The following is a 24,582-nucleotide window of genomic DNA, read 5'->3' on the forward strand; positions in this document are numbered from 1 at the left end:
TCGCCGGTGCGGCTGGCTCGGTCAACCCTCCCCCTTGTGGGGAGGGTCGGAGCGAAGCGACGGGGAGGGGAGGCGTCTTGCTCGGGGCAAAACCCCTCCCCAACCCCTCCCCACAAGGGGGAGGGGCTTTCCCTCAGTTCTGCGCACCCGCCATCGCGGTCAGCACCTGGATCGCCACCTTCAACCGCTGGCGCACGACCGAGCGGCCGAGGAGCGCCATGCTGTCGAAGAGCGGCAGCGAACGCTGGCTGCCGGAGACTGCGACGAAGAGGGGTGGGGTGACGACGCGGAGCTTCTTGCCCATGCGGTCCGAAATCGCCCGAAGCTCTTCCTCGATGGTCGTGACATTCCATTCGAGGATCTTTTCGAGATCCGCCTGGACGGTGGTGACGATTTCGAGCGTCTCGGCTGGGCTCGTCTTCAGGCCGCCGAAGGAGGCGGGCGAAAGACCAACGTCGTTGGCGAGCAGGAAGCCCGCGAGCGGCGGCAGTTCGCCGAGCTTGGTCACACGGCTCTGGGCGAGCTTCAGGCCTTCGACCAGCCGGTCGTTTTCCTGGGCCCAGTCGAGCACCCGGGCGACGAAGTCTTCCGGCGTCAGCTTTTCGCGCAGCCAGCGGCCATTCAGCCAGTCGAGCTTCTGAATGTCGAAGATCGCGCCGGCCTTGGAGAGGTTGTCCGGATCGAACTTCTCGATCAGCTCTTCCATGGTCAGCAGTTCTTCGCCTTCGGCGATCTGGATAAAGAACAGGCCAAGGAAGTTCATCAGCGCTTCCGGCAGGTAACCGAGAGCCGAGTAGTAGGAGATCGAGGTCGGGTTCTTGCGCTTCGACAGCTTCGACTTGTCGTGATTGCGCATCAGCGACAGGTGCATGAAGACCGGTGGCTCAAGACCGAGATGACGGTAGATCAGGATGTGCTTCGGCACGGAGGCCAGCCACTCTTCGCCGCGGGCGACGTGGGTGATCTTCATCAGGTGGTCGTCGACGACGTTTGCCATATGGTAGGTCGGCATGCCGTCAGCCTTGAGCAGCACCTGCATGTCGACGCTTTCCCACGGGATCGAGACGTCACCATAGACGCCGTCATGGAAGTCGCAGGAGCCTTCGGTCGGCACCTTCAGACGCACGACATGCGGCTCGCCGGCTTCGACGCGGGCGGTCACTTCCTCGGCCTTCAGATGCAGGCAGAGACCATCATAACCCGGAGGCTTGCCGGCCGCGCGCTGGGCTTCGCGCATCTGCTCGAGCCGCTCGGGCGTGCAGAAACAGCGGAACGCACCGCCGTCGCGCAGCATCTGGTCGACGAAGGGACGGTAGATGTCCTTGCGCTCGGACTGGCGATAGGGGCCATAGGGGCCGCCGACATCGGGACCTTCCGACCAGGTGAGGCCGGTCCATTTCAGCGCGTCCAGCACCTTCTGCTCGAACTCGGCGGTCGACCGGGTCGCGTCCGTGTCCTCAATGCGCAGGATGAACTCGCCGCCGAACTTCTTGGCGAAGAGGTAGTTGAACAGCGCGATGTAAGCGGTCCCGACATGGGGCTCGCCGGTCGGGGAGGGTGCGATGCGGACGCGGACGCCTGATGTGGTCATGGAATTCAGCTCGTGGTGCGTGCGGGGGACCTGGCGCCCAAGCGCCGGATCTAAAAATTGTGAGACTGCCAAGGATGGCTGCGAAGGACAGAGAGGACCTGAAGGAGCCGCCTGTTCCACCGCGAGGCCTTAGGCCATATTCATGGCCGTGCGTCAAGAAAAACCACGGAAACAGGCTCTTCGCAAAGCCCCTTGGCTTTCTCAAAAATTTTTCCCAAGTGGCGGAACTTGTCATTTGATGCTGCGTTCTAATGGCAGAGCGCAGGCCGTGCCAACCGGACGCGACGGGATATGGGGAACATGGAGGTTTTTCCGGTTTCTCTCCGTGGCCAACGAAATGGCAGGCGAGCCCCTTAACCGTCCGGCTTGTGCTCCCCCCAAGTCCCCGCCCCCAGGAAAACCTGCGTCCCGCCGACGCAGGTTTTTCTTTGGGCGCTTTTCGCTTACTTCAGCTGACGGGCCAGACCATCAACAAGGCCGGCACCGAGACCAGCACAATGAGGAAAGAGAGGGGCAGCCCCAGTCTCGGATAGTCGGAGAACCTGTAGCCGCCGGGGCCCATCACCAGCGTGTTGCACTGGTGGCCGATGGGCGTGAGGAAATCACATCCGGCACCAATCGCAACCGCCATCAGGAAGGCTTCCGGCTTATAGCCCAGGCCGGTGGCGAAGCTCGCGGCGATTGGCGCCATGACGAGCACGGTTGCGGCGTTGTTGAGGAAAGGTGTGACCGCCATCGCGGTCAAGAGGATGAGGGCCACCGCACCCCAAGCAGGCAGGCCGCCGGCGACTGCGTTCAGCCAGCCGGCGATCACGTCGCTGCCGCCCGACGTGCGCAAGGTATCTGCCACCGGGATCAGGGCTGCCAGCATCACCAGGATGGGCCCATCAACAGCACGGTAGACCTCGCTGACCGGGATGACGCCGAAGGCGACCATGGCAAGGGCCGCGGCGAAGAAGGCGATGGCGACCGGTGCAAGGCCGAGCGCGGTCGCGCCCATGGCAATGACGAGGATCGCAAGCGGAATAAAGATGTTGCGGCTGGTTCCCAAAAGAATTTCCCGCTCGGCCAGTGGCAGGCAGCCGAGTTCGGTCAGGATGGAGGGCATCTGCTGGCGCAGGCCCTGGAGCACGACGACGTCACCAGAGCGCAGGGTCAGTTGGCCGAGGCGTTCGCGGATCCGCTTCCCCTGGCGGCTGACCGCGAGCAAATTGACGCCATAGGTGTGGACCAAGGAGAGTTCGCTGGTGGTCTGGCCGATCAGCGGCGACCCGCGGCCGATCACGGCCTCGACGGAGGAGATATCGCCACGCCGCTTCCGATCGCCCTCTGTATTTCCAGAAAGGCTCAGATTGCCCTGGGAGACGATGCGATCAAGCGCTTCCGATGGACCCTCGAGGAGAAGCGTATCTTCTTCATGGAGCAAGACGTCCGGAAAGGGCGAGAGGCGCGTGTGGCCGCGCAGGATGGCCGTGGCGGTCACCTCGCCGTGGGAAGTCTGGAGCAGGTGGTGCAGCGTCTTGCCGACATAGGGTGACTGCCGGGTGATCATTGCTTCCGTGGCAAAGCTTGAGCTTTCCAACGCCTCCTGCAGCGAGGGGTTCTGGTTCTCGCGGCGCGGGACGAGCCAGTAGAAAAAAATGAGGAAGATGATCCCGGCGCAGGCCAGTGTCGCGCCGACCGGCGTGAAGTCGAACATGGTGAAAGGCTGGCCGGTCAGCTCCTCGCGCAGCCGCGAGACCGCTATGTTCGGAGAGGTGCCGATCTGGGTCATCAGTCCGCCGAGCAAAGCCGAAAATGCCATCGGCATGAGGAAGACCGAAGGCGGAACGTTGGAGCGGCGGGCGAACTGAAAGGCGACCGGCATCATGATCGCCAGCGCGCCGATATTCTTGATGAAGGCGGACAGCACCGTCACCGTCACCAGGAGCAGCAGCATCTGGCCGTGCAGGGAACTCAGGGCTGGAAAGAAGCGCTTGATCGCAAGATCCACTACGCCAGAGCGCGCCACACCGGCGCTGACAACAAGGGCACTGCCGACGATGATGACGAGATCGTCGGAGAAGCCGGAGAAGGCTTCCCCCACCGGAACCAGGCCGACCGCGACGGCCGCAACCAGCGCGCTGCACGCAATCACGTCATAACGGAACTTCTCCCAGAGGAAGGCCGCCATCATGATGGCGATGATGCCGAAGGCGAGGATCTGCTCTTGGGTCATGGGGCTCCGGCATGCTGCTGGCTGATGGGGAAGGCGTAGGAGCTTGCTGGAAGTCTGGCAAGGGCCGATCGGTTCCAAGCCTCTCTGATCGACATGAAAAAGGGCCCGTCTCATCGACGGGCCCTGTGCTTCAAGCGGATTCGGCGCCTGGTTTCAGTGTGTTGCGGTCTTGAGCTTTCGATCCCGCTCGCGCTTGCGCCGCGCGAACATGTTGAGCACCTCGACCAGAGCCGAGAAAGCCATGGCCGCGTAGATGTAGCCCTTGGGCACATGGAAACCCATGCCTTCGGCAATCAACGTGGTGCCGATCATCAGCAGGAAGGCGAGCGCCAGCATGACGATCGTCGGGTTCTTCTCGATGAAGTTGGCCAGCGGGGTGGCGGCGAGCAGCATGACGGTCACGGCAACCAGCACGGCGACGACCATGATCGGCACATGCGGTGTCATGCCGACAGCGGTGATGATGCTGTCGATCGAGAAGACAAGGTCGAGCAGCAGGATCTGCCCGATGGCGCTGGCGAAAGTGGTCGTGGCTGAGGAAGCGATAAAATCCTCCTTCTGGTCCACCGGATCGACATTGTGATGGATTTCCTTGGTGGCCTTCCAGACGAGGAAGAGACCACCGGCCAGCAGGATCATGTCCTTCCACGAGAAGCCATGGCCAAAGAGTTCGAAGACCGGCGTGGTCAGCTGCACGATCCAGGCAACTGTCCCGAGCAGAGCGAGGCGCATGACGAGCGCAAGACCGATACCGATCTTTCGTGCACGCTCCCGCATTTCGGCGGGCAGCTTGTTGGTCAGGATCGAGATGAAAATGAGATTGTCGATGCCGAGAACGACTTCCATGACGACCAAGGTCACCAAGGCAATCCAGGCGGCGGGGTCCTGGAGAAGAACGAGAATATCCTGCATGTATGGCTTCCGTGGATGGGAGGAGACACGCAGGAGATGGGACAAATTGGCGCAGTTGGCAAGGGGCGGCGTCAGCCGCCCCGTCAGACCGTCTCGGTCTTCGGGCCGTAGGCGCAGAAGAAGACCTTCATGCCGCCGCCAATCACCCGCTCAAGCTCTGCCTCTTGCGGCCGCTTGGGCATCTCGTTGAAGAGGCGCCCCTTGAAAAAGCTCCCAACCGTCAGTTCGATGAACTGGGTTGCGGCAAGACTGGTGTCGTCTATGTCAAGGCGGCCGCCTGCAACCTGTTGATCCAGATAATCTTTCAACACGGTGCGCGCATTGCTCGGGGAGCCTGCGAAGAAGCGCTGACAGAGTGACGGCATGCGATCGACGACGCCGAGCAGAATGCGCATGGCTGGGATCATCTCGGAATTGAAGATCTGATCAACAAAGGCGCCAGCGAAGAGCCGCAGGCCTTCCTCGGGCTCCGGGTGCTGGGCAAGAAGCTCACGCATGCTTTCCGTAAACAGGCCCTTGGCGCGCTCGATCAGCGCGGCAAAAAGATCTTCCTTGCTCTGGAAGTAAACGTAGATCGTGCCCTTGGAGACGCCGGCCTCGCGTGTCACATCATTCATGCTGGCCGCGTCGTAGCCCATCTTCATGAAGACCCGATGGGCACCGTCGAGAATCTGACCCCTTTTGACCGGGTCCGCGCCCGCTGCAAAGCGGCCGACACCGGCAACGGGGTAGGACGGGGGCGGCATCACGGGTTCCTGCGATTGCTTCGACATATCCTGACCGAAAAAAATTAACTCACTTGAGCGGCTTCGCCTCCGAAGCCCTGTTCTGCCTATTGATATGGGGGATGAAAGCCTCTATGTCAATCGAACCGAACGGTTCAGTTCGAGCAATTTCAACCCTTCCCCGGTCCGTACCATGTCTGCGACGCAAAGATCCACCGCCCTTCGTTCCACCTCCACTCCAGTCGACCGGAATGAGGCCGCGCCCGTAACTGAGACGGATACCGGGGAGCCCCATCAGACCAAGCATGTGGCGAGCGCCAAGCCCAAGCGGCGCAGCCCCGTTCTCCCGGTCATTCTCGCCGCACTGCTGGCGGGCGGTGCCTGGTACGGCTATGAATGGTGGACCGATGGCCGTTTCATGGTGTCGACCGAAGACGCCTATATCGAGGGCAGCATCGCGATCATCTCGCCGAAGGTCTCCGGTTACGTCGCCAAGGTGAACGTCACCGATAACCAGGCTGTCCATGCCGGCGACCCGCTGGTGACGCTCGACGGCGGCGACTATCAGATCGCCTACGACCAGGCCGTTGCCGGTAAACACAGCTCTGAACTCGCCATCGGCCGGATCGACGCTCAGATCGTCGGTGGTCAGGCGAGTATGGCCCAGGCCAAGGCGCAGCTTGGTTCGCTGGAAGCAGCGGTGCGCGGCGCCGAAATCACGGAAAAGCGTGCCCGCGAGCTAGCGGCCAAGAGCGTCGGCACGGCTGCCGATCTCGACAACGCCAAGGTGGCCCTCGACCAGGCTCGCGCCAATCTCGTGGCCGGCCAGGCGGCGGTCGCTTCAGCCGAGGCCAATCTCTCGATCCTGAAGGCGCAGCGCGAAGAGGCCGTGAATGCCGTGAAGGTGCAGGATCAGGTTGTTGCCAAGGCCAGGCGGGACCTCGATTTCACCGTGCTCAAGGCTCCCTATGACGGCGTGATCGGCAATCTCTCGGTGCAATCGGGTGACCTGGTTTCGGCGGGCAAGCGGCTGGCTGCTCTGGTTCCGACCAACGAGCTTTATATCGAGGCGAATTTCAAGGAGACCCAGATCGCGCATCTGGTGCCTGGCTCCAAGGTTTCGATCCATGTGGATGCCTATGGTGACGATCCGCTTGAAGGCACAGTGACCTCGATCGCTCCTGCATCGGGTGCAATCTTCTCGATGCTGCCGGCGGAAAACGCCACCGGCAACTTCACCAAGGTCGTTCAGCGCGTGCCCGTCAGGATCGCGCTGCCCAAGGAAGCGCTTGCCGGCGGACATCTCCGCGCTGGCCTGAGCGTCATCGTTGACGTCGACACCCGCACGGCCCCCGACGGCCAGGCGCTTGCCGCGAAATAATCTAGATCATTTCCGGTGAAAACGGGATCACCTGAAATGCTCTATCTATTTGTTTTTACGCAGTCCGGACGCAAAACCGCTGACGCACTTTTGCTGGACCTGCTCTAACCGGCTGACGTTATCGAAAGGGCCGTGTCATGGCCGCAGTCACCTCAACAGCCATCGCGCCCTCGGCTCCGGTCGAGGAGCGCGTGGATCCCCGACGCGTCTTTGCCTTTCTGGCGATGGTGTTCGGGATGTTCATGTCAATCCTCGACATTCAGATCGTCTCGGCGTCGCTTGCGGAAATCCAGGCCGGCCTCGGTGCCGGTTCGGATGAAATCGCCTGGGTGCAGACGTCGTATCTCATTGCCGAAGTCATCATGATCCCGCTTTCGGGTGTGCTGGCGCGCATTCTTTCGACGCGGGTGCTCTTCTCGATCTGTGCCGCGGGCTTCACGCTCGCCAGTGCGCTTTGTGCGACTGCCACCAATATCGAACAAATGATCGTCTATCGTGCGATCCAGGGCTTTATCGGTGGTGGCATGATCCCCTCCGTCTTTGCGGCCGCCTTCACGATCTTCCCGCCCTCCAAGCGCAACATCGTCTCGCCGATGGTGGGGCTTGTCGCGACGCTTGCGCCGACCATCGGGCCGACGATCGGCGGCTATATCAGCCACGCCATGTCCTGGCACTGGCTGTTCCTCATCAACGTCGTTCCCGGGGTGCTGGTCGCAGCCGCAGCCTGGAGCCTGATCGATTTCGACAAGCCCGACCTCAAGCTCCTCAAGAAGTTCGACTGGTGGGGACTGGCCTCCATGGCGGTCTTCCTCGGCACGATGGAATTCGTGCTGGAGGAGGGCAACAACAAGGACTGGTTCAACGATCACCACATCGTCCTGGGCACGATCGCCATGGTGATCGGCGGGGCTATCTTCTTCTGGCGGGTGTTCAAGGTCGAACTGCCGGTCGTCGATCTGCGCGCTTTCGGCAATGCCAACTTTGCCTTCGGTTCACTGTTTTCCTTCATCATGGGTGTGGGTCTCTACGGTCTCACCTACCTTTACCCGCTCTATCTCGGGCGCATCAGAGGATACGACTCTCTGATGATCGGCGAGACCATGTTCGTGTCCGGTGCTGCGATGTTCCTGACCGCGCCCGTGGCGGGTGCATTGTCGAACAAGCTCGATCCGCGTGTGATGATGATGATCGGCTTTTCCGGCTTCGCGCTCGGCACCTACATGATGACCGGGATCACGGCAGACTGGGACTTCTACGAGCTCCTGGTTCCGCAGATCCTTCGGGGTTGCTCACTGATGATCTGCATGGTGCCGATCAACAACCTGGCCCTCGGCACGCTGCCGCCGGATCGCATCAAGAATGCGTCCGGCCTGTTCAACCTGACCCGCAACCTCGGTGGTGCCGTCGGGCTCGCCATCATCAACACCATGCTGACGCAGCGTTCTGATGATCATTATGCGCGGCTATCCGAGCAGCTTACGTGGGGCAATCGGGCGGCACTTGACTGGCTGGCGAGTGTCGGCGCCAATTACGACAGTTATGGTCTTGATGGGACCGCGGTCGCGATCAAGAAGCTTGCGGGCGTCGTCACGCAGCAAGCCTGGCTTTTGTCGTTCATGGATGTTTTCATGGGCCTGACAATCCTGTTTGCCGCTCTGGTCTTCCTCGCCATGCTGCTGAAGAAGCCGCAAGGTGCCGCGCCCGCCGGATCAGGCCACTAAGCCCGCCATGCCTGCAGCAGCATGCGGGCTCAGGCTCTTCCAAGATATCGGCCCTCTCCAAGTCGCCCCGTGACAGGGCGGCCCTGTTGTTCGACAACAAAGAGGTACGTACATCAGATTTCTGATTTACGTACCTCAAACTCTGGTGTAGGACAGGCGCCGGAGGAGAGAATGAAGCCGACCGTCCATGACATCGCGAGCCGTGCAGGCGTCAGCCTTGCCACCGTAGACCGGGTTTTGAACCGGCGGCCGGGGGTCAGTGCGCGCACCCGCCAGAAAGTCGACCAGGCTGTCAGCGAGCTTGGTTTCGTGCGGGATGTGGCCGCCGCCAATCTCGCCAAGGGGCGCGTCTATCCACTGACCTTCATCATTCCCTCGAACGACAATTCCTTCATGCGGGGCTTGAGGCTCGCTCTCGAAGAGGCGAGCGCCCGTGCCGGCGTGGAGCGCATTGCGATCCGGCTCGTCGATGTGCCGGCTTTCGATGCAGCAGCCCTGGCCGCGGCTTTGAAAGATGCTGCTACGGAAGAACCGGCCGGCATCGCCTTTGTGGCCGTTGATGCCCCTGACGTGACCGAGGTGGCGGCGGAGATTTCACGGAGCGGCATTCCGCTCGTGACGCTCGTGTCCGATCTGCCCGGAGCGGCACGCGACCATTATGCCGGGATCGACAATGCGGCGGCAGGGCGGACGGCCGCAAGCCTGCTTGGACGTTTCGCCGGTGGGCGTGCCGGCAAGGTAGCGGTGCTTGCCGGCTCCATGCTGGTGCGCGACCATCGCGAGCGTTGCGATGCGTTTACAGCGGTCATGGCCGCAGATTTTCCCTCTCTCGGCTTGCTGCCGGTGCTCGAGGGACGCGATGACCCGGATGTCGTCGAACGACTGGTCGCTGATCTCTTTGCGAGCCGCAACGACATCGTTGCGCTTTACAGCCTCGGTGCCGGCAACCGCGGTCTCGTGAAGGCATTGCAGCGGCTGGCGCCTGCAGATCGACCTGTGGTCGTCGCCCACGAGCTGACGGAAACCACGCGCGGGGCGCTACAGGCCGGGCTGATCGACGCCGTGCTCAATCAGGATGCTGGGCACGAGGTGCGCAGCGCAATTCGCGTCTTGAAGGCCAAGGCCGACGGGCTGCCGGTCGTGGCGGCGCAGGAACGCATTCGTATCGACATATTCTTGAAGGACAATCTGCCCTGAAGGCAGAGGAGTGGAGGACACCCATGTATCTAGGATTGGATCTCGGCACGTCGAGTGTGAAGGCCATGCTGATCGACGGCGACCAGAAGGTGGTCGGCGTCGGTCATGCGGCCTTGACCGTGCAGCGGCCGCATCCCGGCTGGTCGGAGCAGGCGCCGGGCGACTGGCTGAGGGCGACAGAAGAGGCGGTCGCGGCGCTGAAGGCCTCGCATCCGGAGGAACTCGCTGCGGTCAAGGGCATCGGTCTTTCGGGCCATATGCATGGCGCGACGCTGATCGACGCCAAGGACCGGGTACTGCGGCCGTGCATTCTCTGGAACGATACGCGCAGCCATGCAGAAGCTGCCGCGCTGGATGCGGATCCGCGCTTCCGGGCGCTGACCGGCAATATCGTCTTCCCGGGCTTCACCGCGCCGAAACTTGCCTGGGTCAAGAACAACGAACCGGATACCTTTGCGAAGGTCGCCAAGGTGCTGCTGCCGAAGGACTTTCTGCGGCTCTGGCTGACGGGTGAATATCTTTCTGACATGTCGGATTCGGCCGGCACCAGCTGGCTCGACACGGGCAAACGCGCCTGGTCGAGCGAGTTGCTGGAGGTTACGGGCCTGACCGTCGAGCAGATGCCTGGCCTGGTTGAAGGTACGGATGGCGCCGGCACGCTGCGGGCCGAGCTTGCGGAGAAGTGGGGTCTTGGATCCAACGTCGTGGTCGCCGGTGGGGCAGGGGACAATGCAGCCTCGGCCTGTGGCATGGGCAGCGTCGCGGAAGGCCAGGCCTTCGTCTCGCTCGGAACGTCGGGCGTGCTGTTCGCGGCGAACGCCTCCTATCTGCCGAAGCCGGAAAGTGCTGTGCATGCCTTCTGCCATGCGCTGCCGAAGACCTGGCACCAGATGGGCGTCATCCTCTCGGCAACTGACGCGCTCAACTGGCATTCTACCGTGACCGGCAAATCCGCAGGCGAACTGACCGGTGAGCTCGGCGATGGGCTGAAGGCACCGACCGGAGTGACCTTCCTGCCTTACCTCTCCGGCGAACGCACGCCGCACAACGACGCGAAGATCCGCGGTGCCTTTATCGGGCTCGGCCATGAGAGCGATCGTGCCGTGCTGACTCAGGCCGTTTTGGAGGGCGTTACCTTCGCCATTCGTGACAGCCTCGAGGCGCTCAAATCCGCCGGTACCAAGATCGACCGCGTGACGGCGATCGGTGGTGGTTCGCGCTCGCGCTACTGGCTGTCTTCGATTGCGACGGCGCTCGACATCCCGGTCGACATTCCCGCCGACGGCGATTTCGGCGCGGCCTTCGGGGCCGCCCGCCTGGGTCTGATCGCAGCGACCGGGGCGGATCCGCTTTCTGTCTGCACGGCGCCTCAGACGGCGGAGACGGTGGAGCCGGTCGGTGCGCTGACCTCGGTCTATGAGGCGGCTTACGGACGTTATCGGGCGCTTTATCCGGCGATCCGAGGGATTTGAAAGATTTGCCCCTCACCCTGACCCTCTCCCCGCAGGCGGGGAGAGGGGACGGTAACGGTGGCGGCGCATGTCCTTCTCCCCGTTGACGGGGAGAAGGTGCCGGCAGGCGGATGAGGGGCTGCGAAGCCATCACCCCACCCCGGACCTGAGGGTCCGACCCTCCCCCTCAAGGGGAGGGTGGTCACAACACACTAAGGAGGACTACCCATGAGCACAGGTTTCTTCGGCAATATCCAGAAGATCAAATATGAAGGTCCAGACAGTACCAATCCGCTGACCTTCCGCCACTACAATCCGGACGAAGTCGTTCTCGGCAAGCGCATGGAAGACCATCTGCGCTTTGCGATTGCCTATTGGCACACCTTCGTCTGGCCGGGCACCGACCCGTTCGGCGGCAATACCTTCGAGCGTCCCTGGTTCAAGGACACGATGGACGCGGCGAAGCTGAAGGCCGATGTCGCCTTCGAATTCTTCCAGCTGCTGGGCACGCCCTACTACTGCTTCCACGACGCCGACGTTCGCCCTGAGGGCAACAGCTTCGCCGAGAACACCAAGAACCTGAACGAGATCGTCGACTACTTCGCCAAGAAGCAGGAAGAGACCGGCGTGAAGCTGCTCTGGGGCACGGCGAACATGTTCTCGCATCGTCGCTACATGTCGGGCGCTGCCACCAATCCGGATCCGGATGTTTTCGCGTTTGCAGCGGCGACGGTGAAGACCTGCATGGACGCGACCCAACGTCTGGGTGGCGAGAACTACGTTCTCTGGGGCGGCCGTGAGGGCTATGAGACCCTGCTCAACACGGATCTCAAGAAGGAACTGGACCAGATGGGCCGCTTCCTCAACCTCGTCGTCGAGTACAAGCACAAGATCGGCTTCAAGGGCGCCATCCTGATCGAGCCGAAGCCGCAGGAACCTTCGAAGCACCAGTACGACTACGACGTGGCAACCGTCTACGGCTTCCTCAAGGCTTATGGCCTTGAGAAGGAAGTAAAGGTCAATATCGAGCAGGGCCATGCGATCCTCGCCGGCCACTCCTTCGAGCACGAGCTGGCGCTGGCCAATGCGCTCGGGATCTTCGGCTCGATCGACATGAACCGCAACGACTACCAGTCCGGCTGGGATACCGACCAGTTCCCGAACAATGTGCCGGAAATGGCGCTCGCCTATTATCAGGTCCTGTCCGGCGGCGGCTTCACCACCGGTGGCACGAACTTCGACGCCAAGCTGCGCCGCCAGTCGCTCGACGCCGAAGACCTGCTGATCGGCCATATCGGCGGCATGGACTGCTGCGCCCGTGGTCTGAAGGCCGCCGCGAAGATGATCGAGGACAAGGCCCTGTCTGGCCCGCTCAGCGCGCGTTATGCCGGTTGGGACAAGCCGGAGAACCAGAAGATGCTGCGCGGCGAGGAAAGCCTTGACGCCATCGCCGCCCGCGTCGAAGCCCAGAATGTCAATCCGAAGCCGGTATCCGGCAAGCAGGAACTGCTGGAGAACGTGGTCAACCGCTACGTTTGATTTCGACGCTTTGAGTGCGTTCGGAGGCCGGGGCGCGAAAGCGTCCCGGCCTTTCGCGTTCCTGAACCGTCGTCATCCTCGGGCTCGTCCCGAGGATCTACCGAGGGTGTCTGCGGTTTGGGCGTTTCAGGAATGGCGTGCGGGTGCAGCGGTCGCCCGAAGACTCGAGTTTCCGGGAGGCGGCAGCAGATCATAGGGACAAGGCCGAGGATGACGGTGGTGGTGTGCGTCGCCCGGTGTCTCTTACGCGATGGCGGTAATCTCCAGCTCCTGCTCGCCAACCGTCACCACATCGCCCACGGCCTTGCCCATTAGGCGGCTTGCGACGGGCGAAACGAACGAAATCGAGCCGGTCTTCGGGTCGGCCTCGTCTTCGCCGACGATGCGGTAGGTCTGCACGCGGCCGTCATCGCGTTCGAAGGTGACCTTACTGCCGAAGGCGACGACAGCGTTGGTTTCGGGCTCCGGAATGACCTGCGCGGTGCGCAGACGTTCCGTCAGGTATTTGAGGTCACGATACGGGACCGCCGACTGGCGGCGGCGTTCGTTGATGTCCTCGATCGCCTGCGCTGCCAGATAGGCGGCACGCGCTTCTTCCGCCTCGGCTTCGAGACGTTTCAATCCTTCTGAGGTCACGAGGTTCGGATGCGGCGAAATCGGTCTGTCCGGCAGATGGGTTTCCGCTGCGGTTTCCGAACTCTCTTCCTTGGTGAAGGCGACACTCATTGGGGCATTCCGATTGATGGGGCAGGGTGGGCGGGCATCTGCCAATATAGAGGGAACTCGGTCAACGGCCCAGATCGGATATGGGTCCATCGGGCCTATCTCGCCGCTTGGGCAGGTCTACCGCCTCGCCGGCCCGGTCACCGATCCCCGCACGATCAGGTCCGGCATTAGCAGGATTTCCTGGCGTTCGGTTGGGCGGTCGGAGAGGGACTTGATCAGCAGCGACATGGCCTGGCGGCCGATGGCCGTGCGGGGCTGGCGGATGGTGGTGAGTGCGGGGTTCACGTATGTTGCCTGCGGCACATCATCGAAGCCGATGACCGAGAAGTCGTGCGGCAGGTCGTAGCCGCGGGCAGTGAGGCCGTTGATGACGCCGACGGCGGTGGCATCGTTGACGCACATGAAGGCTGTGGGCAATTGGTCGCGCATGAAGAGCTGTTCGACCGCAAGGCGGCCGCTTTCGATCGTGCCTTCGCCTTCCAGGGTAAAGCGCTGCTGCGGCGGGATGCGGGCTGCATCCAAGGCGATGTCGAACCCCTGGCGGCGGCGCTGGTGGCCAAGCCGCGTCTTGCTGTCGCCGATGAAGGCGATGGAACGGTGGCCGGAGGACAAAAGATGCTCCGCGGCCTTCCTGGCACCGGCCACGTCGTCGACGCCGACATAGGAGATCTTCGAGCCGAAGACCGGTTCGAAGACCGCGACCGATGGCGGAAGGCGCTGGCCGACGACCTGATGGCCGAAGGGTTCGTGGCCGGTGAAGAGCACGAGGCCCGTCGCCTGACCGGAGCTCAGGAATTTCAGATATTCGAGCCCGCGCTCCGGGTCATTCTGGGTATGCCCTATCAGGACGCCGTAGCCATGGGCGCGGGCTTCGTTTTCCAGTCCAATCAGCGTCGATGAGAAGTTCGGGTCGCCGATATCGGGCGCCAGGATCAGGATCATGTTCGACCGGCCCATGCGAAGCGATCGGGCCATGGCATTGGTCGTGTAGCCGGTGATTGCGATCGCCTGATTGACGCGCTGGCGGGTCGATTTCGCCACCTTGTCAGGGGTGTGGATCGCGCGGCTCACCGTCGCGATCGATACTTCCGCGATGCGCGCCACGTCCTCGATCGTCGCTGGTGCAGTGTCCGGCACGCGCCCCTATCCCCTATCCGTCTGGAATCGTTGGAGACCTTACATTCCCTGCCGCGGCTGCGAAAGCGGAGAGGGAACAAAAACTCTCCGTGATGCGATGATGTAAACCTTTACATCGGACATGTAAAGGTTTACACAGGATGTCAGAGCGGTGGAGGAACCGCCGGGAGGATTGCATGACATCGGTTGGGGGCGAAGCGCGGACACCCGTGCTCGTGGCGGAGCGTATCTCCAAGTCATTTGGCGACGTGCAGGTGCTGTTCAGCGTCGATTTTGACGTTTTGCCGGGCGAGGTTCATGCGCTTATGGGCGAGAATGGCGCGGGCAAGTCGACGCTCGTCAAGATCCTCTCAGGCTTCGAGCAGGCGACGGCCGGGCGTATCCTGCTCGACGGCGAGCCGGTGACGCTGCCGGCCAATGGCGCTGCCGAGGCACTTGGCATCGTGCTTATCCACCAGGAATTCAATCTTGCCGACCACCTGACCGTCACGGAGAGCCTGTTTCTTGGTCGCGAGGTCACGCGCTTCGGCATGCTCGACCGCAAGGTGATGCGGGCGGAGACCCGTCGGGTGCTGGATCAGTTGGGCTCGAAGATCGATGAAAATGCGCTGATCAGCTCGCTTGCGGTCGCCGACAAGCAGATGGTCGAGATCGCCAAGGCGATCAGCCGCAAGGCGCGCATCGTCTTCATGGACGAGCCGACTGCGGTCCTGTCGCGCGATGAAACCGAGGTACTGTTCGATCAGGTGCGCAAGTTGCGCGCCCGGGGCACCAGTTTCGTCTTTGTCAGCCACAAGCTTGACGAGGTGATGGAGCTGACGGACCGGGTGACGGTGCTTCGCGATGGCCAGTGGGTGAAGACCGCGCCGACTTCCGCACTCGACGGGGAGGCGATCGCGCAGTTGATGGTCGGGCGCGAATTGTCGAGCCTCTACCCCACCAAGCATGAGCCTGACGTCGACGAGGAGATCGTGCTGTCGGTCAAGGATCTGACGACCGGCTTCGTCAAGAATGCCAGTTTCGACCTGAAGCGCGGCGAGGTGCTCGGCTTCTCCGGCCTGATCGGGTCGGGACGGACCGAGTTGATGGAGGCGGTTGCCGGCCTTCGGTCGCGACTGTCCGGCGAGGTCAGACTGAAGGGCGCCGTGCTCGATCAGCAGGATTTCCGCGAGGCGAACCGGCGCGGGCTCGCCTACATGACCAAGGATCGCAAAGGCAAGGGCCTGTTGCTCGGCGAGGGCATGACGGCCAACCTGACGCTGCAGTCGATGGACAACCATGTGCGTCACGGCTACCTCGATCCCGGCAGCGAGGCCAAGGCCATGGCGCGTGCCAAGCGGCGTTTCGACATTCGTGTGCGCGACGAGAAGGTGCGGGTCGGGCGCATGTCCGGCGGCAACCAGCAGAAGCTCTTGCTCGCAAAGATCATGGAAGTCGAACCCGACGTGATCATCATCGACGAGCCGACACGCGGCATCGATGTCGGCACCAAGCAGCAGATCTATCATTTCATCGCCGCGCTTGCCCGCGAGGGGCGCTCGATCATCGTGATCTCCTCGGAAATGCCCGAGGTGATCGGGCTCTGCACACGGGTTGCCGTGATGCGCGAGGGCCGGATGGTCGGTTTGCTCGAGGGCGACGACATCAACGAACAGACGATCATGCGCTATGCCGCGGGCCTGAAACGGCAGATGGCGAGCTGATCCATCGCGAAGCCTGGCGGCAAGACCGGGCTGAAAACCAAGACTTCAGGGTGCGCGGCCGTCACGACACGGCGCGCGGGAGGAGACGGGAAGACATGACTGCCGAGACTGAAACGACGACCCCCGGCCGTTCACGCCGCACCTGGCGCGATGTGGATCTGCGCGCCGTGGCACCCTTTGCCGCGCTGCTGATCCTGTTGATCGTCGGGGCGCTGGTGAACCCGAACTTCATTGGCCTTACCAACCTTGCCAATGTCGCGACCCGTTCTGCCTTCATCGCGATCATTGCGGTCGGGGCAACCTTCGTCATTTCGTCGGGTGACCTTGACCTCTCGGTCGGTTCGATGGTGGCGTTCGTCGCCAGCCTGATGATCCTGTTCATGAATTCCGGTGCGATCGCCGATCCCGGACTGATGATTGCGGCCGCCATGGCACTTGCGATCATCATCGGTTCGCTGTGCGGCCTCCTGAACGGGCTGATCACCACCGTGGGCAAGATCGAGCCCTTCATCGCAACGCTTGGCACCATGGGCATCTATCGCGGCCTCACTACCTGGCTCAGCCAAGGCGGCGCGATCACGCTGCGCGATCCGGTGCAGCAGGAAATCTATCGCCCGGTCTATTTCGGTTCGATCCTTGGTGTGCCCGTGCCGATCGTCATCATCCTCGTGGTGACCGCCATTGCCGCCGTCGTTCTCTATCGCACCCGCTATGGCCGCCATGTCGTTGCCGTCGGCTCGAACCGCGATGTCGCCCGCTATTCCGGCATTGCCGTCGACCGGGTGCGCACCATCGCTTTCGTCATCCAGGGCCTCTGTGTCGCCATTGCCGTGCTTCTCTACGTGCCGCGTCTTGGCTCAACCTCGGCCACTACCGGCATTCTCTGGGAGCTGCAGGCGATCACGGCCGTTGTTGTCGGCGGCACGGCTCTCAAGGGTGGCGCCGGCCGCGTCTGGGGCACGATCTGCGGTGCCTTCATCCTCGAACTCGTCGGCAACATCATGCTGCTGTCGAACTTCATCTCCGAATATCTGATCGGCGCCATCCAGGGCACGATCATCATCATCGCGATGCTCGTCCAGCGATCTCTGGCGCGCAAGGCGTAAGCAAACGGCCGGGCAGGAGGGTCGCCCGGTCTGTTCTTCAGTTGACCCTAGTCACTTTGGGAGGAAACCAATGCACAAGAAATTATTGGGTATGGCTGTCGCCATGACCGCGATGGTGTCGATTTTCGGCGCAGCGCAGGCCCAGGACACCAAGACGATCGGTGTCTCGATCCCGGCCGCAACACATGGCTGGACATCGGGTGTGATCTATCATGCCGAACGTATCGCCAAGCAGCTCATGGAGCGCCATCCCGGCCTTAACGTCGTCGTCAAGACCTCTGCCGATCCCTCCAGCCAGGCGAATGCCGTGCAGGATCTGGCGACGCAGGGTATCGACGCGCTCGTCATTCTGCCGACCGATCCGGATCCGCTTGTCAACGCCATCCGCCAGATCAAGGACAGCGGCAAGTTCGTCGCTCTTGTTGACCGCGCACCTTCGGTAAACGACAACACGGTGCGCGACCTTTATGTCGCCGGCAACAACCCGGCTCTCGGCGAAGTCGCCGGCAAGTATATTGCAGAGAAGACACCGGACGCCGAAGTCGTTGTCATCCGCGGCATGCCGATCCCGATCGATCAGCAGCGCCAGGACGGTTTCGACAAGGGCATCGAAGGTTCGAACGTCAAGATTCTCGACCGCCAGTTCGGCAACTGGAATCGCGACGACGCCTTCAAGGTCATGCAGGACTACCTGACCAAGTATCCGAAGATCGATGTGGTCTGGTGCCAGGATGACGACATGGCCGTCGGCGTTCTCCAGGCCATCGAACAGGCCGGCCGTACCGACATCCAGTACATCATCGGCGGCGCCGGTTCGAAGGACATGATCAAGAAGGTACAGGACGGCGACAAGATGGTGCCGGTCAACGTTCTCTACCCGCCGTCGATGGTCGGCACGGCCATGGAGCTGACCGCAGCTGCCCTTTACGACGCGGTTCCTGTGCATGGCACCTATACGCTCGACGCGACGCTGATCACCCCCGACAACGCGAAGAACTATTACTTCCCGGATTCGCCGTTCTGATCCTTGCTCGACAAAACACAGTGCTCTGCCCGGGTTTTCCCGGGCAGATGTTTGAACGGTTGCATCATTGCGGTTGTATCGAAAATCCATCTCCTGTAACCGTTTACGGAAACGTTGCAGGAATGCTCAGGGAGGAGAATTCATGAAGACGATCAAGGGGCCGGCGATCTTTCTCGGCCAATTCGCGGGTGATGCCGCGCCGTTCAATACCTGGGATGGGATTACCAAGTGGGCGGCCGAGAAGGGCTATGTCGGGGTGCAGGTTCCGACCTGGGCCGGCCAGCTGATGGACCTGAAGAAGGCCGCCGAATCCAAGGATTATTGTGATGAGCTTGCCGGCGTTGCCCGGGCAAATGGCGTCGAAATCACCGAGCTTTCCACCCATTTGCAGGGGCAGCTGGTGGCCGTGCATCCGGCCTATGACGAAGCCTTCGATGGCTTTGCGGCTCCGGAAGTGCGCGGCAACCCGAAGGCGCGCCAGGAATGGGCCGTGCAGCAGGTCAAATATGCGCTGAAGGCGTCGCGCAACCTCGGCATCAAGGCGCATGCGACCTTCTCGGGCGCGCTTGCCTGGCCCTATATTTATCCGTGGCCGCAGCGTCCGGCGGGTCTCGTCGAAACGGCCTTTGACGAACTGGCGCGCCGCTGGCTGCCGATCCTCGATTATGCCGAGGAGCAGGGTGTTGACGTTTGCTATGAAATTCATCCGGGCGAGGACCTGCATGACGGCGTGACCTTCGAGATGTTCCTCAAGCGTGTGAAGAACCATTCCCGCGCCAACATGCTCTACGACCCCTCGCATTACGTACTGCAGTGCCTCGACTATCTCGACAACATCGACATCTACAAGGACCGGATCAAGATGTTCCACGTCAAGGACGCGGAATTCAATCCGACCGGCCGGCAGGGTGTCTATGGCGGTTATCAGGGCTGGGTTCAGCGGGCCGGTCGCTTCCGGTCGCTCGGCGACGGCCAGGTCGATTTCGGCGCGATCTTCTCGAAGATGGCGGCAAACGATTTCGATGGCTGGGCCGTTGTCGAATGGGAATGCGCGCTGAAACACCCGGAAGATGGCGCGCGTGAAGGCGCCGAGTTCGTCCGGGCGCATATCATCCGTGTGACCGAAAAGGCCTTCGACGACTTCGCATCCGGCGGGACCGACGATGCGGCCAACCGCCGGATGCTGGGTCTCTGAGGGCTAGACGTGGCTGAGGGCGGCGATGTCGCCGCTCTCAAGATGGGGCAGGGCGCGCTCGATCTTGTCGAGCGGCCAGTCCCACCAGGCGAGCGTCAGGAGATCGGCTATTTGCTCGTCAGTGAAGCGCATACGGATCAGCCGGGCTGGATTGCCACCGACGATTGCGTAAGGAGGGACGTCGCGAGCCACCACGCTTCCTGCGCCAACGATGGCGCCATGACCGATGGAAACACCCGGCATTACGGTGGCGCCATGGCCCATCCAGACATCATGGCCGAGGATAGTATCGCGGACCGGCAGGTCCTTATAACCAAAGGTCTCCGGCCGGAAGATGCGGAAAGGATACGTGGTTATACCGCCCATTGGATGATTAGCGGAAGACGTGATGAAATAGCAGCCGCGAGCGATCTGGGCGAATTTCCCGATCACCAGCTTCTCGCGGCAGCCGTGGCCAAGATAGGGCGCAAGTATCTCAGCGGTCTGTTCCACAGAGCCGGAATGGGTGAAATAGCTGAATTCGCCGATTTCCATGCGCGGATGATTGACTGCGCGCGCTAGGTGCACGGTGTCGCGGTAAATGGTGCCATCGGGCAATGTGATTGGGTGAAGTGCATAGGGATCAAGTAAAGGCATGGTTGAGATCCTTGCAAAAGCTCTCATTTAGCGTCGCGGTGATCGCTGACGCGGGCTTGTTGGCTTTGCCTCATAAGAGGCGGATCTCAGATGTTCACTGTCAGGGCATCCTTCTTTACGGATGTCAGTTTAACGGATCTGGAGAGCGAACTCCAGACACCGCATTTCAAGGAGGAAGCATATGGCGATCGAAGCAAGCAAATCGGGCGAGCGCACACCGAAGATCCGTCTTGGCATGGTCGGCGGTGGCGCCGGGGCGTTTATAGGCGCGGTGCACCGGATGGCAGCGCGGCTTGATGACCAATATGAACTCGTTGCCGGCGCGCTGTCCTCGACGCCGGAAAAGTCTGTGGCCTCTGGTCGCGAACTCGGGCTCGACCCGGAGCGTTGCTACGGCTCCTACGAAGAGATGGCGGAAAAGGAAGCGGCGCGTCCGGATGGCATCGAGGCCGTGTCGATCGTCACGCCGAACCATGTGCATTTTCCGGCGGCCAAGGCGTTTCTGGAGCGCGGCATCCATGTCATCTGCGACAAGCCGCTGACCTCGAACGTCGACGATGCCAAGGCGCTGAAGGCGGTTGCCGACAAGGCGAAGGCGCTGTTCATCCTGACCCACAACTACACCGGCTATCCGATGGTGCGGCATGCGCGCGAGCTGGTGCGCTCCGGCGAGCTTGGCGATATCAGGCTGGTACAGATGGAATATCCGCAGGATTGGCTGGCCGAGCCGATCGAGCAGACCGGCCAGAAGCAGGCCGCCTGGCGCACCGATCCGAAGCAGTCGGGTGCCGGTGGTTCGACGGGCGATATCGGAACGCATGCCTATAATCTCGGCTCGTTCATCTCCGGCCTTGAACTGGATGAGCTGGCGGCTGACGTGCACACGTTCGTTGAGGGCCGTCGTCTCGACGACAACGCACACGTCATGCTGCGCTTCAAGGGCGGGGCCAAGGGTCTGCTCTGGTGCAGCCAGGTGGCGACCGGCAACGAGAACGGCCTGAAGGTTCGCATCTACGGCACCAAGGCCGGCATCGAATGGACGCAGGCCGATCCGAACTATCTGTGGTTCACCCGCCTCGGCGAGCCGAAACAGCTGATCACACGTGGCGGGGCAGGGGCGAATGCCGCAGCCGCCCGTGTCACCCGCATCCCCTCCGGCCATCCGGAAGGCTATCTCGAAGCCTTTGCGACGATCTACACGGAAGCCGCTGCCGCCATCAATGCGGCAAAAGTGGGGACTGCCGTCGATGCGGCCGTGATCTATCCGACCGTCGATGACGGCGTAAAGGGTGTCGCCTTCGTCGAGGCCTGCATCGCGTCGTCGAAGCAGAATGGCGGCTGGGTGAAGGTTTAAGCCCACGCGAGCGTGAATTGCCCCTCACCCTGCCCTCTCCCCGCAAGCGGGGAGAGGGGGGAATGCTTGGTCAGCGGCGAGGCCTTCTCCCCGCATGCGGGGAGAAGGTGCCCGGAGGGCGGATGAGGGGCCTTGGTCCCAGGGGCGGCGCAGAGGATACTCGAGCGATCCCCCTACACCCCGGGGCTTTGCTCCGACCCTCGCCCTCGAGGGGAGGGTTGATTTCCTGCAACGTTGCAGTTTTTTGCTCCTGCCGTCTTCACCGCGTCGCGGGATTGCTCTAAATCGCTTGTCACGCACCTCGGGCAGCCGTGCTGCCCGGACCCTGACGAAGGATTTCTTTGATGATCGATCCCAAGGCTCTCGCCTCGCGCTTTCCCGGTGATTTCCTCTTCGGTGTCGCCACCGCCTCCTTCCAGATCGAAGGGGCGTCGAAGGCGGATGGCCGCAAGCCGTCGATCTGGGATGCGTTTTCCAACATGCCGGGCCGGGTCTTCGGGCGTCACAATGGCGATCTCGCCTGCGATCATTACAATCGCTGGGAAAGCGACCTGGACCTGATCAAGGACATGGGTGTCACCGGCTATCGCTTCTCGATCGCCTGGCCGCGCATCATTCCGGAGGGGACCGGCCCGATCAACGAGAAGGGTCTCGATTTCTACGACAAGCTCGTCGACGGCTTGAAGGCGCGCGGCATCAAGGCCTATGCCACGCTCTACCACTGGGACCTGCCGCTGGCACTGATGGGTGAAGGCGGCTGGACCGCGCGGTCTACGGCTCATGCCTTCCAGCGCTACACCAAGGTTGTCATGGAGCGGCTCGGCGACCGGCTCGATGCGGTCGCGACCTTCAACGAGCCCTGGTGCTCGGTCTGGCTCAGCCATCTCTACGGCGTGCATGCGCCGGGCGAGCGCAACATGGATGCGGCACTGCATGCGCTGCACTACACCAACTTGGCGCATGGACTTTCCGTGCAGGCGATCCGTGACGTCAGTCCGAGGGTGCCGGTGGGCCTGGTGCTGAACGCGCATGAGACGCTGCCGGGTTCCGACAGCGCTGCCGATCTCGCGGCTGCCGAGCGCGCGCATCAGTTCCACAATGGCGTCTTCTTCGATCCGGTCTTCAAGGGCGAATATCCGGCCGACTTCCTATCGGCGCTCGGAAATCGCATGCCGAAAATTGAGGAAGGCGATCTGGCCATCATCAGCCAGAAGCTCGACTGGTGGGGTCTCAACTACTACACGCCGATGCGGGTTGCCGACGATCCGACGCCGGGTGCGGAATTCCCGGCGACTGTCGGCGCGCCGCCGGTTTCCAAGGTCAAGACCGATATCGGCTGGGAGGTCTATGCGCCGGCCATGAAGTCTCTCGTCGAGCGGCTCTATGCCCGTTACGAACTGCCACCCTGCTACATCACCGAGAACGGCGCCTGCTACAACATGGAGGTCGAGGGTGGTGAAGTCGAGGACCAGCCGCGGCTCGACTACTACGCCGAACATCTGGACAAGGTCGCCGACCTGATCGCCGGGGGCTATCCCATGCAGGGCTATTTCGCCTGGTCGCTGATGGACAATTTCGAATGGGCCGAGGGCTACAAAATGCGCTTCGGTCTCGTGCATGTCGATTACGACACACAGGTTCGCACCATCAAGAAGAGCGGCAAGTGGTATCGCGATCTCGCCTTGGAGTTTCCGAAAGGCAACTTCAAGGCGGACTGACCCGGACAGGGGCTTCCGCCCACAAGCCCCTTGTCAGCCGAGCTTGATCAGCTTGTTGCCAGCGTCGACCTCGTTGCGACGGTCGAATTCCGCACGCGCCGTCTGGATGCGCTCGTGATGGGTGAAAACCCAGCCGCCGAGCGCCCGGATCGGCTCCCCGAAGGAGCGGCCGAGATCGGTCAGAGCGTATTCCACCTTCGGTGGGACTGTCGGATGCACCGTGCGTTCGACAATACCGTCGCGTTCCAGTGAACGCAGTGTCAATGTCAGCATGCGCTGGGATATGCCGACGACCGATCGCTTGAGATCGGAGAAGCGCTGCGGGCCATCGCCGAGCATCATGATGACGAGAACGGTCCATTTATCGCCCAGTCTCGCCAGCATTTCGCTGACGGTCTGGCATTTGTTCGGATCGTAGTTGTCGCACATGGCGGTTCCCATCGTTTCATTGGTGTAACCTGGTATCAAAAATGTGCCTTCTTGCACAAATTCCAAGGTTCCATATCTAGGCCTGGTTACGAATTTATACCAGACCCGATCGGCCGTGCCAACTCCCGTGGCGCTTCGAGGGGTCAAACAGGAGCGAAACCATGTCCGCATTGATTGAAAAGCTGAACTGGCGCTATGCCACCAAGAAGATGGACCCGTCCAAAGTCGTGCCCGAGGACAAGGTCGAGCGCATCGTCGAGGCAGCGCGTCTCGCGCCGACCTCGAGCGGTCTGCAGCCGTTCGAAGTCATCGTTGTCACCAACAAGGATGTCCGCCAGCGCATCCAGGAGATCGCCTGGAACCAGGCGCAGGTGACCGAGGGGTCGCACCTGCTCGTCTTTGCTGCCTGGGACAACTATACGCCTGAGCGCATCAACCACATGTTTGACCTTGTGAACGAAGAGCGCGGCTTCACGAACGAAGGCTGGGAAAACTACCGCCAGATGCTGCTCAACACCTATCCGGGGCGCGAGCCGCAGGTGAACTTCGAGCATGCCGCCCGCCAGGCCTATATCGGCTTTGGCATGTCGGTCGCACAGGCTGCCTTCGAGGGCGTCGATGCAACTCCGATGGAAGGCTTTGATGCTGCCAAGCTCGATGAGATCCTTGGCCTGAAAAAGAAGGGCCTGCGTTCGGTCACGATCCTGCCGCTCGGCTATCGTGCGCAGGAAGGCGACTGGCTGGTGAATCTCAAGAAGGTCCGCCGCCCGAAGGAGCAGTTTGTTTCGGTTGTGGCCTGACGATCTTTCTAACCGAGTC

The 24,582-nt window shown here is 61.9% G+C and carries 20 protein-coding genes; 12 read left to right on the top strand and 8 right to left on the bottom strand.

The window, feature by feature from the left end:
• Window positions 1–133: 133 nt before the first annotated feature.
• The 4 genes from gltX to H6M51_RS04795 form a co-directional block, all read right to left on the bottom strand.
• Entirely contained in the window at window positions 134–1,591 is a 1,458-nt protein-coding gene (gene gltX / locus H6M51_RS04780) for a glutamate--tRNA ligase (RefSeq protein WP_185808740.1), read from the bottom strand.
• 448 nt (window positions 1,592–2,039) lie between these two features.
• Entirely contained in the window at window positions 2,040–3,809 is a 1,770-nt protein-coding gene (locus H6M51_RS04785) for an SLC13 family permease (protein ID WP_185808741.1), read from the bottom strand.
• 153 nt (window positions 3,810–3,962) lie between these two features.
• Window positions 3,963–4,721, bottom strand: coding sequence for a TerC family protein (locus tag H6M51_RS04790; protein ID WP_185808742.1), 759 nt, complete (start codon window positions 4,719–4,721; stop codon window positions 3,963–3,965).
• An 83-nt stretch (window positions 4,722–4,804) separates the two neighbouring features.
• Complete coding sequence (locus H6M51_RS04795; protein WP_185808743.1) at window positions 4,805–5,467, bottom strand: TetR/AcrR family transcriptional regulator; 663 nt, start codon at window positions 5,465–5,467, stop codon at window positions 4,805–4,807.
• Between the two features lie 172 nt (window positions 5,468–5,639).
• Here H6M51_RS04795 and H6M51_RS04800 point away from each other — a divergent pair, with 172 nt between their 5' ends.
• From H6M51_RS04800 to xylA, 5 genes are all read left to right on the top strand, one after another.
• Window positions 5,640–6,827: an HlyD family secretion protein gene (locus H6M51_RS04800; RefSeq protein ID WP_185808744.1), complete on the top strand. Its 1,188-nt coding sequence runs from the start codon at window positions 5,640–5,642 to the stop codon at window positions 6,825–6,827.
• A 137-nt stretch (window positions 6,828–6,964) separates the two neighbouring features.
• Entirely contained in the window at window positions 6,965–8,548 is a 1,584-nt protein-coding gene (locus H6M51_RS04805; RefSeq protein WP_185808745.1) for a DHA2 family efflux MFS transporter permease subunit, read from the top strand.
• A gap of 171 nt (window positions 8,549–8,719) precedes the next feature.
• Entirely contained in the window at window positions 8,720–9,745 is a 1,026-nt protein-coding gene (locus tag H6M51_RS04810; protein ID WP_185808746.1) for a LacI family DNA-binding transcriptional regulator, read from the top strand.
• Window positions 9,746–9,768: 23 nt separating this feature from the next.
• A complete protein-coding gene (gene xylB / locus H6M51_RS04815) occupies window positions 9,769–11,217 on the top strand; it encodes a xylulokinase (protein ID WP_185808747.1) in 1,449 nt (482 codons plus the stop codon).
• Between the two features lie 207 nt (window positions 11,218–11,424).
• Window positions 11,425–12,735 (top strand): xylose isomerase, encoded by a 1,311-nt coding sequence (xylA, locus tag H6M51_RS04820; protein WP_185808748.1) that lies wholly within the window; start codon window positions 11,425–11,427, stop codon window positions 12,733–12,735.
• A 243-nt stretch (window positions 12,736–12,978) separates the two neighbouring features.
• Here the strand turns inward: xylA and greA are convergent, their stop codons facing one another.
• Together greA and H6M51_RS04830 are read right to left on the bottom strand one after the other, a co-directional pair.
• Window positions 12,979–13,461, bottom strand: a complete 483-nt coding sequence (greA, locus tag H6M51_RS04825) for a transcription elongation factor GreA (protein ID WP_185808749.1) — start codon at window positions 13,459–13,461, stop codon at window positions 12,979–12,981.
• Window positions 13,462–13,578: 117 nt separating this feature from the next.
• Window positions 13,579–14,598, bottom strand: coding sequence for a LacI family DNA-binding transcriptional regulator (locus H6M51_RS04830; RefSeq protein ID WP_185808750.1), 1,020 nt, complete (start codon window positions 14,596–14,598; stop codon window positions 13,579–13,581).
• A gap of 176 nt (window positions 14,599–14,774) precedes the next feature.
• Between H6M51_RS04830 and H6M51_RS04835 the strand changes: the two genes are divergently transcribed.
• The 4 genes from H6M51_RS04835 (at window position 14,775) to H6M51_RS04850 (ending at window position 19,626) form a co-directional block, all read left to right on the top strand.
• Window positions 14,775–16,301: a sugar ABC transporter ATP-binding protein gene (locus H6M51_RS04835; RefSeq protein WP_185808751.1), complete on the top strand. Its 1,527-nt coding sequence runs from the start codon at window positions 14,775–14,777 to the stop codon at window positions 16,299–16,301.
• Between the two features lie 95 nt (window positions 16,302–16,396).
• Complete coding sequence (locus H6M51_RS04840) at window positions 16,397–17,407, top strand: ABC transporter permease (RefSeq protein WP_185808752.1); 1,011 nt, start codon at window positions 16,397–16,399, stop codon at window positions 17,405–17,407.
• Window positions 17,408–17,477: 70 nt separating this feature from the next.
• On the top strand, window positions 17,478–18,431 hold the full coding sequence (locus H6M51_RS04845; RefSeq protein WP_185808753.1) for a substrate-binding domain-containing protein: 954 nt from the start codon (window positions 17,478–17,480) through the stop codon (window positions 18,429–18,431).
• Between the two features lie 142 nt (window positions 18,432–18,573).
• The gene (locus H6M51_RS04850) at window positions 18,574–19,626 is read left to right on the top strand and encodes a sugar phosphate isomerase/epimerase (RefSeq protein WP_185808754.1); all 1,053 of its coding nucleotides are present in this window, start codon (window positions 18,574–18,576) and stop codon (window positions 19,624–19,626) included.
• A gap of 3 nt (window positions 19,627–19,629) precedes the next feature.
• On the opposite strand, the gene H6M51_RS04855 is transcribed toward H6M51_RS04850, so the two are convergent.
• A complete protein-coding gene (locus tag H6M51_RS04855; protein ID WP_185808755.1) occupies window positions 19,630–20,262 on the bottom strand; it encodes a CatB-related O-acetyltransferase in 633 nt (210 codons plus the stop codon).
• A gap of 181 nt (window positions 20,263–20,443) precedes the next feature.
• Between H6M51_RS04855 and H6M51_RS04860 the strand changes: the two genes are divergently transcribed.
• Both H6M51_RS04860 and H6M51_RS04865 read left to right on the top strand, forming a co-directional pair.
• A complete protein-coding gene (locus tag H6M51_RS04860) occupies window positions 20,444–21,616 on the top strand; it encodes a Gfo/Idh/MocA family protein (protein WP_185808756.1) in 1,173 nt (390 codons plus the stop codon).
• Between the two features lie 344 nt (window positions 21,617–21,960).
• Window positions 21,961–23,334 (top strand): GH1 family beta-glucosidase, encoded by a 1,374-nt coding sequence (locus H6M51_RS04865; RefSeq protein WP_185808757.1) that lies wholly within the window; start codon window positions 21,961–21,963, stop codon window positions 23,332–23,334.
• Between the two features lie 33 nt (window positions 23,335–23,367).
• Here the strand turns inward: H6M51_RS04865 and H6M51_RS04870 are convergent, their stop codons facing one another.
• On the bottom strand, window positions 23,368–23,763 hold the full coding sequence (locus H6M51_RS04870) for a helix-turn-helix domain-containing protein (RefSeq protein WP_185808758.1): 396 nt from the start codon (window positions 23,761–23,763) through the stop codon (window positions 23,368–23,370).
• Between the two features lie 161 nt (window positions 23,764–23,924).
• Here H6M51_RS04870 and H6M51_RS04875 point away from each other — a divergent pair, with 161 nt between their 5' ends.
• Window positions 23,925–24,563 (top strand): NAD(P)H-dependent oxidoreductase, encoded by a 639-nt coding sequence (locus H6M51_RS04875; protein ID WP_185808759.1) that lies wholly within the window; start codon window positions 23,925–23,927, stop codon window positions 24,561–24,563.
• Window positions 24,564–24,582 lie beyond the last annotated feature (19 nt).

Origin of the sequence: Rhizobium sp. AQ_MP, assembly GCF_014237835.1 — a bacterium.
Taxonomy (GTDB): Bacteria; Pseudomonadota; Alphaproteobacteria; order Rhizobiales; family Rhizobiaceae; genus Allorhizobium.

Excerpts from the sequence above, each read along its gene's own strand:
- gltX (WP_185808740.1), bottom strand. The coding sequence starts at position 1,591 with ATGACCACATCAGGCGTCCGCGTCCGCATCGCACCCTCCCCGACCGGC.
- H6M51_RS04785 (WP_185808741.1), bottom strand. The coding sequence starts at position 3,809 with ATGACCCAAGAGCAGATCCTCGCCTTCGGCATCATCGCCATCATGATG.
- H6M51_RS04790 (WP_185808742.1), bottom strand. The coding sequence starts at position 4,721 with ATGCAGGATATTCTCGTTCTTCTCCAGGACCCCGCCGCCTGGATTGCC.
- H6M51_RS04795 (WP_185808743.1), bottom strand. The coding sequence starts at position 5,467 with ATGCCGCCCCCGTCCTACCCCGTTGCCGGTGTCGGCCGCTTTGCAGCG.
- H6M51_RS04800 (WP_185808744.1), top strand. The coding sequence starts at position 5,640 with ATGTCTGCGACGCAAAGATCCACCGCCCTTCGTTCCACCTCCACTCCA.
- H6M51_RS04805 (WP_185808745.1), top strand. The coding sequence starts at position 6,965 with ATGGCCGCAGTCACCTCAACAGCCATCGCGCCCTCGGCTCCGGTCGAG.
- H6M51_RS04810 (WP_185808746.1), top strand. The coding sequence starts at position 8,720 with ATGAAGCCGACCGTCCATGACATCGCGAGCCGTGCAGGCGTCAGCCTT.
- xylB (WP_185808747.1), top strand. The coding sequence starts at position 9,769 with ATGTATCTAGGATTGGATCTCGGCACGTCGAGTGTGAAGGCCATGCTG.
- xylA (WP_185808748.1), top strand. The coding sequence starts at position 11,425 with ATGAGCACAGGTTTCTTCGGCAATATCCAGAAGATCAAATATGAAGGT.
- greA (WP_185808749.1), bottom strand. The coding sequence starts at position 13,461 with ATGAGTGTCGCCTTCACCAAGGAAGAGAGTTCGGAAACCGCAGCGGAA.
- H6M51_RS04835 (WP_185808751.1), top strand. The coding sequence starts at position 14,775 with ATGACATCGGTTGGGGGCGAAGCGCGGACACCCGTGCTCGTGGCGGAG.
- H6M51_RS04840 (WP_185808752.1), top strand. The coding sequence starts at position 16,397 with ATGACTGCCGAGACTGAAACGACGACCCCCGGCCGTTCACGCCGCACC.
- H6M51_RS04845 (WP_185808753.1), top strand. The coding sequence starts at position 17,478 with ATGCACAAGAAATTATTGGGTATGGCTGTCGCCATGACCGCGATGGTG.
- H6M51_RS04850 (WP_185808754.1), top strand. The coding sequence starts at position 18,574 with ATGAAGACGATCAAGGGGCCGGCGATCTTTCTCGGCCAATTCGCGGGT.
- H6M51_RS04855 (WP_185808755.1), bottom strand. The coding sequence starts at position 20,262 with ATGCCTTTACTTGATCCCTATGCACTTCACCCAATCACATTGCCCGAT.
- H6M51_RS04860 (WP_185808756.1), top strand. The coding sequence starts at position 20,444 with ATGGCGATCGAAGCAAGCAAATCGGGCGAGCGCACACCGAAGATCCGT.
- H6M51_RS04865 (WP_185808757.1), top strand. The coding sequence starts at position 21,961 with ATGATCGATCCCAAGGCTCTCGCCTCGCGCTTTCCCGGTGATTTCCTC.
- H6M51_RS04870 (WP_185808758.1), bottom strand. The coding sequence starts at position 23,763 with ATGTGCGACAACTACGATCCGAACAAATGCCAGACCGTCAGCGAAATG.
- H6M51_RS04875 (WP_185808759.1), top strand. The coding sequence starts at position 23,925 with ATGTCCGCATTGATTGAAAAGCTGAACTGGCGCTATGCCACCAAGAAG.